Source organism: Dermatophilaceae bacterium Soc4.6, from assembly GCA_039889245.1.
Lineage (GTDB): Bacteria > Actinomycetota > Actinomycetes > Actinomycetales > Dermatophilaceae > Lapillicoccus.
In genome coordinates this window covers 4,189,022-4,203,602 of sequence record JAZGVH010000002.1, presented here as the reverse complement: position 1 = coordinate 4,203,602, position 14,581 = coordinate 4,189,022, and the positions used below count along the sequence as shown (strand labels likewise).

The window sequence follows — 14,581 nt, the reverse complement described above, 5'->3', positions numbered from 1 at the left end:
TCTCGAGCAACGCCACGGCCAGACCCGCGTCAGCCCCCTGTGCGTCAGGATGGGGTGAGATAGGCCGGGTGATGTCCTTCCCTCGCACAGGGTGGTGATTGGTGGAGCATGACGATGACGACGGCGGATCTCGCCAACGATGATGGGGTCATGGGACCTCGAGATGGGGTTCCCCACCGGCAAGACTTTCGAGACGTGGGACCCGCAGGTCTCCTCGATCCCGGCCCCGACCCAGCAGGCCCTACGGACCTGGGAGTGGGTCCACCGCCGGGAGAACCTCGTCGTGTGCGGCCCATCGGGCACGGGCAAGACGTTCCTGCTCGAGGCCCTCGGGCAGCAGGCCGTCGAGCAAGGCCTGAAGGTCGCGTGGTTCACCCTCGAGGACCTGGGGATCCTGCTGCGCCGTCACCGCGCCGACGACACCGTCACCCGCGCCATCGCCCGCGTCCTGCGAGCGGATCTCGTCGTGGTCGACGACATCGGCCTGCTCCCCGTGGCCCACGACGCCGCCGAGGGCCTGTACCGCCTCGTCGATGCCGCGTACGAGAAGCGGTCCATCGCGATCAGCTCCAACCTGCACCCGGCTTCGTTCGACGAGCTGATGCCCAAGACCCTCGCGACCGCGACCGTCGACCGGCTCCTGCACCACGCCCACATCTGTCAGACCAGCGGCGACAGCGTCCGACTGACCCAAGCCCTCGCCGGCCAGGGGGTGAACCCTTGACCTGACCCCCCTGAGCCGAGGTTGGCCAGCACTGGGCAGATCCCATGGCCACCACCGGGCACTTCTCGTGACCGTCACCGGGCAGGTCTCACGACCGCCCCTGGGCAGATCTCAATGACCCTTGACAACCTTCCTAAGGTTTGGAGTCTCCGGACATCCCGGGGCGGCTCAGCTTGGACGGCGGCGGTAACGGGTGCACACGGGCGTGACATGTCGCCGCGCCACCGACGCGTTCAGGACCCTTCGGCGCTAGTAGCCGTGAGCAACACCTGGCACCCTCGCCCCCCGCGGTCCGTAGATCGCGTCGTCGATTTTAACGACCGCCCGCCATGTCAGCTGTAGTCAGCTCAGCATCGTGTGGCCCCCGGACGGCGCGGCGCCTGGCAGGCCGCCCGGGGCGAGGTAGGTGACAGTGACAGCGTCCAGCTGGGCTGTCCGACGCGGCCGACGCGGCCGACGCGGCCGGGCGTAGGTTGGGCTGCGGCGTGGCTAGTGGCGGCAGAGAAGGTTCGGTGGGAATGTGCGGTCTGGTCCTGGCTGAGTCGAGTGGGGCGCTCGGAAAGTGGGTAAGCGCTGACCCAACATGCAGCACACCAACGAAACGAGCAGGTGACGGTGTTGACGTCCAAGCCGCGCCTGTCCGAGAACCTCCTCGCGTGCGACGGGCACGCCTCCGGGCCAGTATGTGATGACCGACGCCTACCCTCCGCGCCACCGACCCGAGTCCAGCACCATCTCTCAACTGGGGAGGTACAGGTGCCACCACAGGTTCCGACGGAGGAAGTGCTCGTTCGTGACGCGGCGTTGGGGGACACCGACGCGTTCTCTTTGATTGCGGCTCAACACGGGGCCGGCATGTTCCGGTACGCCCTACGGATGCTGGACGGGGACCTGCATGACGCGGAGGACGCTGTGCAGGAGGCCCTGATCGATGCCTGGGTCAATCTGCCGAAGTTCCGCGGTGAGTCGGCCCTAGGTACGTGGCTCTTCCGCCTCACAGCCAATCGTGTGCTGGCCTCCCGGCGACGACGCCGGCCCGTTCCCGTGGACCACTACCTCCTGAGCACCACCCCGGACGAGGGGCATCGGGGGCCAGGGGCGCAGGTGCAGCATGGTGAGCTGTGGGAGACGCTGGACCTAGCCCTTACTGAGCTGCCTTGGCGGCAACGCGCATCATGGTTACTGCGAGAGGTGGAAGGACTGAGCTACGACGACATCGCGAACATCCTGGAAACAACCCCGACCGTGGTCCGAGGTCAGCTCCACCGGGCCCGCCGGAGCCTCGCGATCCGCATGGAGCAGTGGCGATGACACCCGCTGACCCAACTCCCCCCGATTCGACTGATGTCACCAGCTCTCATTCTCCCCGTCTCACCTCTGACGTGACGCCGGATTCGCCCGCGTCTCAAAGTGCTCCTGAGACCCTGCCGGAAGGAGACTTCGCTGCCCTCGACGCTGCCGCGGCACAGCTGGCCGATCACGTAGATGCCCGATGGGTTGAGGTCGCAGATCTGGTGCTAAACCGTGCCCTGCGAGGCACGCGGCGGTCGCTACCGGTCCAAGCCCAAGGTCTCTTCGGCCCCGTCAAGGTCAGCGAACATGTCCTGACCACCTACGTGCGGGCTGCCATCGCTGATGTCCTGGCCGCGGCGCCGGTCACGATCATTGCCACCGTCGACCAGCAAAACCACTGCACCGGTTTGACCATCGGTATCGTCGTCCAGTACGGACACCCTGTTCTACCCATCGCTGACAAGATTCGCGACCGCGCGGAAACCGTCCTCCACGAAATCCTAGGCTCGGTCATCCTTACCGTCAGCGTACGAGACATGCACGTTCACGTGCACGACGTCACCACGGCGGATCCACACACCGGAAGGCCCCCAGGTGACCACTCCGTCGAGGTTCACCCAGCCTCCGCCGAGGCGAACTGAGCTGAGCGCGTCTGTACTAGCCCGTACTACCCCGGGTCTGCCGCACGAGTGGGTGACAGGTTGGGTCAGGCCACCTGAAGGGCGGGCGAGGTCACGATGGTCTCGTACTGGATGGGGGTCAACCGTCCGAGTCGGTCCTGGCGGTGGCGGCGGCGGTAGTAGGTCCGTTCGATCCAGGTCACGATCGCAGTGCGGACCATTGATGGGGTAATCAACGTCTGCCGAATCATCTGGTCGGCGCCGGAGCGCCGGAGCATCGATGACGGTGTGCCGCACGTAGCGGTCGCGGCATCGACCCGATCAGCCGGGTAGTGGGACCGTTGCAGTTTTACCGCCGTACCCGTTCTTGAGGTCGTGACCCTCGATGGTCACCGAGCCGACTGAGGAGGGGATCCGCACGTTCGTCTGCGTTCGGGTGAACGGTTGTTCTGAGGCATCGTCGTGACCGAGTGTCATCTCACCGAACACCCTGTCGCCGCTCTTCACCCGCCACCCGTCGGCATAGCGGTCTGGAGAGTCGTACGGTGAGCTCATCGTGACGTCGAAGGTCCAGGTGCCGTCCGAGGCGCGTAACGGGGACACCTTGACGACGCTCGGGAACCTCGACTGCGCAGCGGAAGCTGTCAAGCCGACGGGGGCCGGAACTGATGTCGACGCGGTCGAAGAGCAACCCCCGACAGCCAGAGCGCCGGCCGCGATGAGCACGATCACGGATAGTCGATTCATCCCGCAATCATGTCAGGCGTGGCAAGTCTCTGACCGCTGCCCATTAAGCCCGGATCCACCGACGTATGAGTGGTGACGGCGGGTCGTGACACGCGAATGCCCCTGTGGTGCAGGAGAATTGGGCTTGCGACAGTCCGAATCAACCAGTACCGAAGGGGCATCCGACAGATGCAAGCCTGCCACAACATCTCCGCCTCGTTCGATGACCCCAACCTGATCGGTGCGGCGGGTCTGGTCCCGGTCATGCGGTTGGCCGAACGGGCCGGGCTGCAGCAGCTCCTGGAGAACCGGTTGACGGTGCCCTCCCCGAACGCCGGCACCAAGGCCGGGTGCGTGGTCGCGGGCATGATCGCCGGCGCCGACTCGATCGATGACCTCGACGTGCTGCGCCACGGCGCGATGGCCAAGGTCCTGACCGGGGTGCGGGCGCCGTCAACGGTCGGGACGTTCCTGCGCGCCTTCACCTTCGGGCACGTCCGGCAGCTCGACGCGGTCTTCTCCCAGGTGCTGGCCGGGTTGACGGGTGTCGTGCCGCGGCTGCTGGCCGGGACCGAGGCCATGGCGTTTATCGACATCGACGACACGATCCGCGAGGTCCACGGCTACAAGAAGCAAGGCGTCGCGTACGGGTACTCCGGCGTCAAGGGGTTGAACGCGCAGCTCGCGGTCCTGTCCTCGCCGACCTGCGCCCCGCTCATCGCGGCCTCGCGGCTGCGGAAGGGCAACACGATCTCGGGCAAGGGCGGGTCGAAGCTGGTCGGGGACGCGATCGCGACCGCCCGCCGGGCCGGCGTTGGAGGGCAGGTCATGGTCCGAGCCGACTCCGGGTACTACCGCCGCGACCTCATCACCGCCGCGATCCGGGCCAAGGCCTGGTTCTCCGTCACCGTCCGCCGCAACTCCGCAGTCGTGAAGGCGATCGACGCCATCCCCGAGGAAGCGTGGACCACGATCAAGTACCCGAGGGCGATCTGGGATCAGGACGAGAAGCGGTGGATCTCCGAAGCGCAGGTCGCCGAGACCTGGTTCACCGCGTTCACGTCGGCCAAGAAGGCGCAGCAGGTCCCGTGCCGGCTCGTGGTCCGCCGGGTCGAGCGCCTGAACAACACGGCCGCGGCCGCGGGTCAGGACGAGCTGTTCCCGACCTGGCGTCACCACGGGTTCGTCACGAACTCGACCCTGAACGTGGTCGACGCGGACGAGACCCACCGTGACCACGCGATCGTCGAGCAGGTCATCGCCGAGCTCAAGAGCGGGGCCCTGGCCCACGCCCCGTCCGGGAAGTTCGACGCCAACGCGGCCTGGCTGGCCCTGGCGTGCCTCGCGTTCAACCTCCTGCGCGCTGCGGGCGTGGCCGCCTCGGCCCGCCACGCGAAGGCCCGATGGTCGACGCTGCGCACCCACTTGGTCACGGTCCCCGCCCGGGTCGCGTCCTCGGCCCGACGGCTGACGCTGCACCTGCCGACGAACTGGCCCTGGGCCCACGCGTGGGACAACCTCTGGGCCACCGCCACCTCCTGACCGCCCCGCCACCAGGCCCCGAGGAACGACCCCACGTGGAAGAGCCGGACACACCGGCGGCTCCACCACGCCCTCACCCCCAAAGCGAGCAATCACCCCGCTCAGCGCGTCAGCCCACGGCCCCGGAAATCAACGTCGGTGGATACGGGCTGAACGTGCTGTCACTCCCCAGCGTTCAGCACGCTGCCAGATCCCTAAACGATCACCTACGATCTAACGCCCAGGTGCCGCCCCTACAACGACAGTGGCACGTCCCTCAATTCGTCGAATGGGTCGTAGGAGAGGAGCGCAACGGGCGCCCTGCTTAGGGTGCGTCACTTCACCGCCAAGCCGCGCGCCAGTTGTGAAAAACCACCGTCTCTGGTGGTTCGGCTACGGCTGGCGCTAGCCCACGAAGGCGACCGACTAACCGACCCACACCGACTTGAGGTCGGTTATGCGAGCACACGCCAGTTCGCCCGACGCCCCAGTGGCTGCTCGGTGTCGACCACCGCATGCACCCCAACCTGACTCGGAGCTTGATCAAGCATCAGTCCTGTTCCTCAGCACGGAGCGTCGACTGCCATGCGAGCATGTGCCAGTTTGGGTCGGTCCATCCGTACACAGCCGTGTAGTACACCCGCGCCTGCCCCGCTTGGCCTCCCGCCTGAAACTCAATGTCGGCCCGGCCCGTCACGATCCCCGTCTGGCCGTGCCGCCGAATGACTGGCTCCTCGTCCTTGATTGATGTGTAGTGCACCGAACCCGAACGGAGGGCCTCGACCTCCCCTGCCTTGTTCTGAGTCGTGCCGAAAGGACTGTGGAGTGTCATGTCGTCTGCGAGGAAGGCCTCCAGCGCAACAGCGTCCCCAGCTAAGAGCGCGTTCCACCAGCGGCTGTGCGTGGCGGCCACGTCATTCGTCACGCTATTGGTCGTCTTCGTGGTGTCCATCGGGGTCCTCCTTCGAATTGTCCCGACCTGCCGTGCCATCGGCACGAACTGTAACGGCATCGTTGGTGAAAGGGAAGGTGGCACGGGCTTGTGGGTGACCGCCCAACACAGCCGGGAGTCGGCGAGCCGCTCAGGACTGCGAGTGTTGGCCGAAGCCTCGGAGCGCGTCGCGCAGAGCGGCGGCGAAGGCCTCGGGGTGACTCGCGTGCGCGGCGTGTGCACCCGGCACCTCCGTTACGGGCACTCCCAGCGCGTCCGCCAGCCACTGCGACGCCTCGTAGAAGAAGTGCAGCAGCGCGTCCGGCGGGCGGTTGTCCTGTCCAGCGAGGACGACACACGGCAGTCGGACCTGGCGCAGCGCATCGCGGGTGGGAAGATAGTCTTCGCTTTTACCCTCGACCTCGAAGAAGACGTCGACGTTGCTGACGAGGCGATCCCTTACCGACGGGTCCATGGCGTCCCAGATTTCGGCGCCGATCATCAGCCGCGCGAAGGTCTCCAGCGCCGCCTTCGGACCTCCTCGCTTCATGCCCTCGTCGAAGCTGGCATCCATGACCGCGATTGCTGCGTCCGGGTCGGACGTCACCTCAATGAAGCCCGGTTCGTGAAACACCGCACCAGTCAGCAGCTCGGGTCGACGCAACATCAGCTCGGCGAGAATGCCGCTTCCTGAGCTGATACCGAACGCTGCCGCAGGTGCCAGGTTTAACGCCTGCAGCAGTGCGGCGGCGTCGTCGGCCTGTTCCCGCGTGCTGGTGCTGGTCCAGCGTGGCGGCCGTGGACTGCGGGAGTTGCCGCGCCGGTCGTAGGTGACCACCGTGAACTCGTCGGCAAGCAGCTCGGCGACCGGGACGAGGTGGCCGCTGTCTCCAGGCGATCCTGGGATCATCAGCAACGGCGGTCCTTGGCCGCGCAGCTCGAAGAATAGCGACGTCCCGTTGACCTCTAGAAGTGTCATCGCGGCCTCCGACGGTCGATCACGCGGTCCTGCGTGGCGGATCAGGTAATAATAACGCCTCGCGCGGTCGCCGTCCACACGCAGACGGGTCTGACTGTTGCGCCGCTGATGGAGTTGACCCGCTTGTGGGGTGAGTCCCCTGTGGTGGTGTAGTTCGGGCTCCTGATCTTCCAGGCCCGTGTCTCGGTGCCGGATGTAAAGGAGCTACCGCGGAAGGATTCGTGAGAACCCGCCAAGGAACTCACAAAGGACTCTCGCGATGGCCATCGCTGACGATCGAAGAATGAACGCTTGCTACTTGGCTAGCAGGACAGTGGCCGGTGATTCCTCAGGTCTCATGGTGCGTGGCTCTCAGTAGTGCTGCACTGCGCCGACAACACTCCATGTTGAACCAAAGGAGTTCGACCTTCAATCCTGTTGTATCCCAGCCTGATCCAATCGCGCCATCTGCTCTGTGGTCATCACCAGCGTCAACGCATGCAGATTTTCCGTGATTTGCCTTGTCGTGCTTCCGCCGATGATGGGCAGAATGGATGGATTGCCCTGGCGCAACCACGCGATGACGACTTGGTTTGGTGACGACTCAGTTTCGCGCGCAACGGCACGTAAGGTGCTGAGCCGAGCCTCGCTGTCAGGTCCGAGATACTCAGTTGGAAGCGGGCGATCCGGGCGCGTGTATGCACCATTCAAGAGAATGGAGTAGGCGAGCAGGGTGACGTTGGACGTTCGGCAATAGTCCAGAAGCTGCGCATCTGCGGCGACCTGCGGGTCAAAGTCCGCATGTGGATTTGGCCTGAGATAGGTATGGCGGAACTCCAAGGCAGCGTGGCGTGTCCAACCGTGGATATCGCTCAGCAGGCCCGCCTCTGCAAGTCGCCACGTGAACCAGTTGCTTGCGCCAATGAACCGAACTTTTCCTGCTTGAACAAGGCGGTGGAAGGCTTCGAGGATCTCCTCCATAGGCGTTTGGCGATCGTCGATGTGAGCGTAGTAGAGATCAATCGCGTCCGTCTGGAGCCGTTTCAAGCTGCGTTCGCATTCCTGTTCGATTTCGGCTGCTCGCAATCCGCCCGCTGTTCCTGGGAACTGCCCTCCAATCTTGGTTCCAATGAACATTCGGGCACGATTCTGCCGGGCGGCCATCCAACTGCCAATTGTTGTCTCACTCTCCCCGCCGTGGAATCCGGGGATCCAACACGCATACACGTTGGAGGTGTCAATGAAGGTGCCACCCGCCTCGGCAAAGCAGTCTAAGAGCGCGTAAGCGACGGTGGATGAAGTTCGACTGCCGTAATAGTCTGTGCCGAGGCATGCGGCGCTTACCAATACACCGGTGTCACTCAGTGGAACGTACTGCATAGATGCGCCAACCTTTCGCCCATTCGCCTAGCCGGTCCGGGGACGGCCAAGGACTTGGCTCTCCGGGCCAGGACGCGGCGAAAACCAACGAGCGCCGGGTCTCTGCCGACCGGACGGAACCACTCCTGAAACCGGTCGATGTGGACGGACATGATGGCGGTCCGGATGCGAGATCAATCCTTCCCTTGCACCTCGGGTGACGCCCCCGCCGACCCGGACGCGAACCTCAACGTCCTCGTCAACCGGGCGCGCAAGGCCCTGCCCGGTGCGGTCGAGAAGACGGGCCGCGGCTACCGACTGGGCCCGTCGGTGGCGGTCGACGCCGAGCGCTTCGAGGACCTGGTGACCGCGGGCGACGGCGAGGCGGCTCTGCAGCTGTGGCGCGGAGACCCCCTGCCCGACGACGCCTACGAAACGTGGGCGCAGCCGGTGCGGGACCGCCTCATTCGGCTCCACCAGGACGCGCTGGAGCTCGCCGCGGTCGCCGCCCTGGCTGGCGGGTCGGTGCGGCACGCGGCGGACCTTGCCGCTCGTGCCGTCGCGCTGGCCCCGCTCCGGGAGGCGGCGCACCTGCTGCTCGTCCGGGCGCTGGCCGCCTCCGGTGACCAGGCCGCGGCGCTGGCCGCCTACGCCCGGTTGCGCACGGCGCTGGCCGAGGAGCTCGGCGTCGACCCCTCCCACGAAGCCGCCGCGGTGCTCGAGCGGCTGCTGCGCGGGAGCGCTGAGCCCGCGGTCGAGTCGGGCGCGGGCGCCTTCGTGGGCCGCGACCGCGAGCTCACCGCCCTGTGCCGCCTAGACCCGCTGACCGTGGTCGCTGGCCGATCAGGCTCGGGGAAGTCACGGCTACTGGCCGAGGTGACCACCAGGCTGCGTGAGCCGCTCGTCTGCGCCCGCGCCGTGCTCCCCGAGCGCGACGTCCCGTGGAGCCTCGCGCGCGCCCTGCTGAACGCCGCCGAACTCGACGGACTGCCGCAGCGCGCCCGGGTCGCCCTCAAGGCGCTGGTTGAGGACCACGAGCCCGTGGGCGTCGACCCGCAGAGCTGGCGCGCGCTCGTGCTGCAGGGCGCCGCGGCCCTGCTCGCCGGTCACGTCGTGGTCGTCGACGACCTGCAGTGGGCCGACGCGAGCAGCCTCGACCTGCTGCGCCTTGTCATCGATCGTGGCTCGGCCCGGGCGGTTTTGTTCGCCTACCGGCCAGAGGAGGTCCTGCGCACCTCTCCGGTGGCTGCCTTGCTCGCCGACACGGCGGAGCGGGCGAGCGCCGTCGCCGTGGACGCGCTCGACTCGCCGGCCGTGCGCCGGTTGGTCCAGCCCGACGAGGTCGCCGACGTTCTGGCGGCCGAGACCGACGGGACCCCGTTCGCCGTGCTGGCGGCCGTGCGCGCGCTCGGGGCCGTCGCCGAGGCGGACCGCTGGCTGGTAGGCGGCAGCGACCTGGTGGCGCGTGCGCGCACGGCAGCGCAAGCGGGACAGCGCCGGGCCGTGCTGATTCGGGCCGAGCGGTCGTCGGCCACGGCTCAGGAACTGCTTTCCCTGCTCGCCCTGTTGGGCCGGCCCACGCCGGCCTCACTGCTCGCCGCGGCCACCGGACAGCCGATGGCCGCGGTGCTTTCCGCCCTGGTCGACCTCTCGGGCGCGGGCCTGGTCCGCGGTGACCCGCAGGGCTTCGCGCCAGCCCACGACGTCGTGGCCGAGACGCTGCGGGACCAGCTCGACGAGGCGTCCCGCGCGCGCCTGCACGCGCTGCTGGCGCCGACCGTCACGCGGGCCGATGCGCGTGCACGGCACCTGGCCGGCTCCGGAGACGTCGCGGCCGCCTGCGCGGCCTTCGCGCACGCGGCCGACGAGCAGCTACGCGCGTTCGCCCACGACGAGGCGGCGAGCCTGGCCGACGAGGGGTTGGCGCTCGGACCCGAAGCCCCGGCGCGCCTAGCGCTACTCGAGGTCCGGGCCGAGACCCACGTCCGTCAGGGCCGGCCCGCGCTGGCGCGCGAGGACCTGCGCGCCGCGCTCGTCCTCGCGCCCGCCGCGTCGCGCGTTCTCGGCTGCTGGCCCGCCAGTCGCGGCTCGCGTCCGGGGCGGACGACATGGAGCGCGCGTCCGCCCTGGCCGAGCTGGCCCTGGCCGAGGCCGGGACCGACCCGGCAACCCGCGCCGACGGACTCTGCGCCGCAGCGCTCGTCGACATGAACAGCGACCGCTCCTCCCGCGCGGAGCAGCGCTTCTCCGAGGCCCTGCGGCTATTCGAGCAGGTGGGTAACAGCCGCGGTGTGGCCGACGTCCTCGACGGCATGGCGATGCGGCAGTTCATGGACGGCGACGTGACCGGCGCGATCGTCGCGTTCGACCGCGTCGCCGCCCTCGCCCTAGACGTCGGCGACCTGCTGCGCGCGGTGGTCCCGCGCTCTACCGGGGGTCATGCGCTCGTGTTCGCGGGCCGGGCGCTGGAGGGACTTCACCGGACGGAGGAAGCCCTGGACCTGGCCCGCTCCCTCGGGCACGCCGACGGCGAGGCCTTCGCCCTGTGGCACCGCAGCGAGGCCCTGACCGCCGTCGGGCGCCTGGACGAAGCACTCGACGACGCCGGTGCGGCGCGGGCCATCGCCGAGCGCCTCGGTCACCGCGGCTGGACCGCGACGGCGGTGCGGGCTCAGGGCCTAGCGCTGCGCGCCGGCGCCGACCTCGCGCACGCGGAGGACGCCTTCCGCACCTCCCTCGTCCTGAGCGGGCAGGTGCGGCTGTTCGCGTCCTGGGCGCACGCCCAGCTCGCGATGGTGCTCATCGACCGCGGCGCGCTCGACGAGGCCGGCACGCAGGCCGCCGCCGCGCTCGCCGAGGGGCCCGCACTCGCCCACTTCGAGGCGCGGCTCGCGGCCTGCCGGCTCGCCGCCCGCGGTCACGCCGTCGCGGGGGCGCCGGACCTGAGCGCGGCGCTCGCCACCGCCGCGACGAGCGGCCACGGCTCCTCCGCAGCCGAGCTGGCACTCCTGTAGACCTGCCCCGACAGCGCTCACCAGAGCTCCACCGCCTGGGAGTTGCTGCTTCGCCGGTAATCGTTCCTTGACTAGAACTGAGCCAGGCGGTGCACCCGACAGCGCACGGTTCTGCGACATGTTTCTCTTCTCTGTGGTGTCGGGTGTCGTAGGTGACTGCACCACCGGCGTAGGGCCGATCGAGGAGATCAGATACTTGATGGACGCGCCGGGCGCATGCGCTGAATGCCCCGATCGGTGGCGGGGCAATCGGCAGGAGCTTCCTACGGGACGATGTTCTGGTTGAGGTGGAACAGGTTCTGCGGGTCGTACGTGCGCTTCACCTCACGCAGCCGCTCGTAGTTGGTGCCGTAGTTGTCCGGGACTCGTGCTTGGTCGTCGGCGGCGGCGAAGTTGATGTAGCCACCGGCCGCTGAGTGCGGGGCGATGGCCGCGTAGTAGTCCTTCACCCACTTGGTGTTCGCCTCGTTATCGGCGGGATCGGGCCACATGCCGGCGATCACTGTCGCGAAGCAGGCATCCCGGTGCCCGAACGCTGTGTCATCGTCCACGACGTCGTGGCAGGCCCCGTTGATCGGGTAGATGTGCATGGTCGAGTTCATGGCTGGAACTCCCGGGCCGTGCACGAAGTGGGCATCGATGGCGTCATAGGCCGGCATCTCGTAGCCGGCGCCACTCGAAGATCAGCGACGAGTACAGCCCGTGCCGGCGCAGGTACGCCCCGCCCTCGGCCTTCGCGCACGCCGCTTCGTACGCAGCCAGGTGCTCACGCTTCTCGGACAGATTGAACGAGCGCCGGCGCGACGGACCACCGGCACGAGGAGAGGAACCACTCATCCCCTCATCATCGACGACCGGCACGACCGGCACGACCGGGGCGACGGACATCGAGCTGGACAGAACAGAACTACTCATCGGGTCATCGATCCTGGATCTCACCCTGCGGGGCGGACTTGCTGTGAACCACTGGACTCAACTCACCCTGACACGCAGGGATGCGGAGACGCACGTATGAACGCAGGTCGGACCCGTGATAAATGGCGGTAAGCCCCAAGAGACTGACGTATCGCTTCGTGCCGTGACGCACCGGGGTGTATGCGTACGCGAAGCCAACTTGCTGACGTGAGTCTGTTAACCAGCTCGGTGACGGGGCAGCACCAGGTTCGTTACCCGGTTGGTAGTGCCACCCCGCCTAGCGTAACTAGTCGGTGGTTTGCGCGCCCGCCCGATAGGATGGCGACTTCTTAGGATGTTTACCTGCAGGGCGACCGCAGCATGAGTCGACGGCCGGTCCCCGCGGGGACCGGCCGCCGACGTGCGGGCTGATCAGGGAATGATTTGGCTGATCCTGGTGTCCCAGTTGCCCAGGACGCCACGCGTCATCCCGCACGTGGGGTCGGCCGCGTACTGCTGATCAGTGCAGGTCTGACCGATGTACTCGTTCGCCATCCACAGGCCGGTGCCATCGAACGCGGTCGCGCCGTAGTCACCCCAGCGGGGCCGGGGGTGCACTCCATCTGCGGCAAACGCGGCGTACTCGCTGAAGCCATCCTGCGGCCCGACCCCGGCCTGAGCCAGGTGTACCGGGCTCGGGTTCAGTGACGCTGCGTCTACCGTGACGTACGCCGAGGAGGGGAAGTAGTCGGCGCCGGTCAGAGTCATCGCCAAGATGCCCTTGCCAGCATCAGTCACTCCGAACGTCGGGTATGTGACGTTGTTGCCGGCCACACCAAATTGGCCCTGCTTTACCAGAGAGGTCTTGAGCTTCCCGCTGGCGTTGTTACTTGGTTGCACAACGTAGTAGGCGACGCCGGCCTTGTCCTGACCCCCGACGTTCACTACTGTGTCCAGGGCGCCGTAGAGCTTGCCGCCCGCATAGACCGTCTGCATCATCCTGCTGTCGCTGGAGTCCAGATTGCCCTGCGGTTCCCCCAACTTGTCTCCCAGCGGGAGCGTGTTGGGTGCGGCCTGCTTCTGGTCCGACAGGGGCGGGATGCCGTATCGGTCCACGGTGACACCGTCCTGCCGCAGGCTCAGGTTGGGCGTTGCGGTGTCTAGCGAGGCGGTGTTGACGAGCGCCCAGGTATTGATCCGCTGGTCGAAGCCGTTCTTGTTGCCGGCCTCCGGAGTTGCCTGCGACGACAGGAAGTACTCGGTGCCTCCAGCCGAGCGGTCGTACTGCCCAGCCGGGCTGGTGGCCGGGGCCAGGCCGAAGCTGGGTTTTCCCTGAGCGGTCGCACCCAGGATGCGCACCGGCGCGAGTTTGCCGTCATTGGTGGGGTCGGCGAGCTGCCTCTTTGAGAAGGCGTAGAGCTCGGCCCCACCGAACGTGGTCCCGAAAAATGAGTAGGAGTTGGTCGTGATGTAGAAGCCATTAGCGTCTGCGCCGATGTGGGGGTAGTCACCGAGGTTGATGCCGTCGCTGCTGTTGCCGTCCTGGGTGACGTCGAAGGTGTAGTGCAACCAGTCCGCGTAAGCCGTTGACGGGGTGCTGGATCGGCTGACCGCGAGGTCCAGGTGGTTCTTGCCTGTAAAGTTCCCCGACTGATCGACGTCCAGGGTCAAGACCAGGTGGTAGAAGCGCTGGGTGTCCTTGTCGAAGTACGACACGGGGTCGGTCACGAACGGGCCCACTTTTCCGGTCATCCTGTCAATGGCGGAGGCGTAGCCGTAGAACCGGTTCAGACTGGTAGGACCCGATAGCACCGTCCCGGCCTTCGAGTAGGTGCTGATCGTGTCGTTGACCGACTCCAGCACTGAGGTCGGACCAACCGACAGGCCCTGATCCGGAGGCTCCACCGAGAACTGGTTGCCAAGGTCAGCGAGGTACCTCTGCTGATAGAAGTTGATCCCGTCGAAGCTCTGCGCACGTCCGGGGGACGCGCCGTCGACCACCAGCGTCGCCGTTGGGCTGGTGTGCCTCCCCCCGTGGACAGCTTTGCTGCGGTGGGTGGTGCCGCCCGAACCAGCTCCATCGCCTGGGATACCGGGCCCGAATTCTTGCGTTGCGCCAGAGCCCGAGCCTGGACTGGTCGCGCTGGCCGCGGTGGTGCTCAGTTGCGGGGCGATCAGCCCAAGCCCCATCGCTGCTGCGGCAGCCCACGCACACTTGCTTCGTCGGATCGTCACAAAGTTCTCCTCGCTGGCGGTCACCCACCAGGGCGACGCCCTGGACGGTGCCAAGATAAACACATCCACAACTCCTTTGGGAAGATCGGTGACCTGGCGTGATTCCCAGGGAACGAAGGTGGGAGCGCCGTCCACGACCCTCGCGGAGTAGGTCCGACGCACCGGGCCTGGCTGCTTGAGTGAGCAGGGGACGGCGTCGCGGTCCGCGAGGATCAGAGGACTCCTACCTCCTGAACACGAGGGCCTCGACAGAGCGACGCCCGGCACGGCGATTCCCGACTCATCGGCGCAGTAGTAGGTTGCACC

Annotated in this window: 12 protein-coding genes and 1 pseudogene; 6 read left to right on the top strand and 7 right to left on the bottom strand. The window is 67.1% G+C overall.

Translation table 11 applies throughout. The features are described 5' to 3' along the window. Window positions 1-139: 139 nt before the first annotated feature. The 3 genes from V3N99_19650 to V3N99_19640 all read left to right on the top strand — a co-directional run bounded on the left by V3N99_19650 (window position 140) and on the right by V3N99_19640 (window position 2,658). Entirely contained in the window at window positions 140-724 is a 585-nt protein-coding gene (locus V3N99_19650; GenBank protein ID MEO3938944.1) for an ATP-binding protein, read from the top strand. 609 nt (window positions 725-1,333) lie between these two features. Next, on the top strand, window positions 1,334-2,035 hold the full coding sequence (locus V3N99_19645) for an RNA polymerase sigma factor (protein ID MEO3938943.1): 702 nt from the start codon (window positions 1,334-1,336) through the stop codon (window positions 2,033-2,035). Continuing rightward, window positions 2,032-2,658: a hypothetical protein gene (locus V3N99_19640; protein ID MEO3938942.1), complete on the top strand. Its 627-nt coding sequence runs from the start codon at window positions 2,032-2,034 to the stop codon at window positions 2,656-2,658. The genes V3N99_19645 and V3N99_19640 overlap by 4 nt, the downstream gene beginning before the upstream one ends. A gap of 300 nt (window positions 2,659-2,958) precedes the next feature. On the opposite strand, the gene V3N99_19635 is transcribed toward V3N99_19640, so the two are convergent. Next, window positions 2,959-3,369 carry a hypothetical protein gene (locus V3N99_19635; GenBank protein MEO3938941.1) on the bottom strand — a complete coding sequence of 137 codons (411 nt, stop codon included), beginning with the start codon at window positions 3,367-3,369 and terminating at the stop codon, window positions 2,959-2,961. Window positions 3,370-3,552: 183 nt separating this feature from the next. Between V3N99_19635 and V3N99_19630 the strand changes: the two genes are divergently transcribed. Continuing rightward, window positions 3,553-4,905, top strand: a complete 1,353-nt coding sequence (locus V3N99_19630) for an IS1380 family transposase (GenBank protein ID MEO3938940.1) — start codon at window positions 3,553-3,555, stop codon at window positions 4,903-4,905. A gap of 529 nt (window positions 4,906-5,434) precedes the next feature. On the opposite strand, the gene V3N99_19625 is transcribed toward V3N99_19630, so the two are convergent. The 3 genes from V3N99_19625 to V3N99_19615 form a co-directional block, all read right to left on the bottom strand. Next, window positions 5,435-5,836 (bottom strand): nuclear transport factor 2 family protein, encoded by a 402-nt coding sequence (locus tag V3N99_19625; protein ID MEO3938939.1) that lies wholly within the window; start codon window positions 5,834-5,836, stop codon window positions 5,435-5,437. A 130-nt stretch (window positions 5,837-5,966) separates the two neighbouring features. Then, entirely contained in the window at window positions 5,967-6,794 is an 828-nt protein-coding gene (locus V3N99_19620) for an alpha/beta hydrolase (protein MEO3938938.1), read from the bottom strand. A gap of 408 nt (window positions 6,795-7,202) precedes the next feature. Next, the gene (locus tag V3N99_19615) at window positions 7,203-8,153 is read right to left on the bottom strand and encodes an aldo/keto reductase (protein ID MEO3938937.1); all 951 of its coding nucleotides are present in this window, start codon (window positions 8,151-8,153) and stop codon (window positions 7,203-7,205) included. A gap of 165 nt (window positions 8,154-8,318) precedes the next feature. Here V3N99_19615 and V3N99_19610 point away from each other — a divergent pair, with 165 nt between their 5' ends. Both V3N99_19610 and V3N99_19605 read left to right on the top strand, forming a co-directional pair. Then, window positions 8,319-10,343 (top strand): BTAD domain-containing putative transcriptional regulator, encoded by a 2,025-nt coding sequence (locus V3N99_19610; GenBank protein MEO3938936.1) that lies wholly within the window; start codon window positions 8,319-8,321, stop codon window positions 10,341-10,343. Further along, window positions 10,241-11,146 (top strand): hypothetical protein, encoded by a 906-nt coding sequence (locus V3N99_19605; GenBank protein MEO3938935.1) that lies wholly within the window; start codon window positions 10,241-10,243, stop codon window positions 11,144-11,146. The genes V3N99_19610 and V3N99_19605 overlap by 103 nt, the downstream gene beginning before the upstream one ends. 263 nt (window positions 11,147-11,409) lie before the next feature. Here V3N99_19605 and V3N99_19600 read toward each other — a convergent pair whose 3' ends face one another. The 3 genes and pseudogenes from V3N99_19600 to V3N99_19590 all read right to left on the bottom strand — a co-directional run bounded on the left by V3N99_19600 (window position 11,410) and on the right by V3N99_19590 (window position 14,299). Then, window positions 11,410-11,748 carry a BBE domain-containing protein gene (locus V3N99_19600; protein ID MEO3938934.1) on the bottom strand — a complete coding sequence of 113 codons (339 nt, stop codon included), beginning with the start codon at window positions 11,746-11,748 and terminating at the stop codon, window positions 11,410-11,412. A 46-nt stretch (window positions 11,749-11,794) separates the two neighbouring features. Beyond that, window positions 11,795-11,983 (bottom strand): annotated as a pseudogene (locus V3N99_19595) (IS3 family transposase). A gap of 489 nt (window positions 11,984-12,472) precedes the next feature. After that, window positions 12,473-14,299: a hypothetical protein gene (locus tag V3N99_19590; GenBank protein MEO3938933.1), complete on the bottom strand. Its 1,827-nt coding sequence runs from the start codon at window positions 14,297-14,299 to the stop codon at window positions 12,473-12,475. Between the last annotated feature and the right edge of the window lie 282 nt (window positions 14,300-14,581).

What these genes read in the sequence shown, in the direction of transcription:
- V3N99_19600 (MEO3938934.1), bottom strand. Translation starts at nt 11,748, where the DNA reads ATGAACTCGACCATGCACATCTACCCGATCAACGGGGCCTGCCACGAC.
- V3N99_19610 (MEO3938936.1), top strand. Translation starts at nt 8,319, where the DNA reads ATGCGAGATCAATCCTTCCCTTGCACCTCGGGTGACGCCCCCGCCGAC.
- V3N99_19625 (MEO3938939.1), bottom strand. Translation starts at nt 5,836, where the DNA reads ATGGACACCACGAAGACGACCAATAGCGTGACGAATGACGTGGCCGCC.
- V3N99_19615 (MEO3938937.1), bottom strand. Translation starts at nt 8,153, where the DNA reads ATGCAGTACGTTCCACTGAGTGACACCGGTGTATTGGTAAGCGCCGCA.
- V3N99_19650 (MEO3938944.1), top strand. Translation starts at nt 140, where the DNA reads ATGATGGGGTCATGGGACCTCGAGATGGGGTTCCCCACCGGCAAGACT.
- V3N99_19640 (MEO3938942.1), top strand. Translation starts at nt 2,032, where the DNA reads ATGACACCCGCTGACCCAACTCCCCCCGATTCGACTGATGTCACCAGC.
- V3N99_19620 (MEO3938938.1), bottom strand. Translation starts at nt 6,794, where the DNA reads ATGACACTTCTAGAGGTCAACGGGACGTCGCTATTCTTCGAGCTGCGC.
- V3N99_19605 (MEO3938935.1), top strand. Translation starts at nt 10,241, where the DNA reads ATGGAGCGCGCGTCCGCCCTGGCCGAGCTGGCCCTGGCCGAGGCCGGG.
- V3N99_19630 (MEO3938940.1), top strand. Translation starts at nt 3,553, where the DNA reads ATGCAAGCCTGCCACAACATCTCCGCCTCGTTCGATGACCCCAACCTG.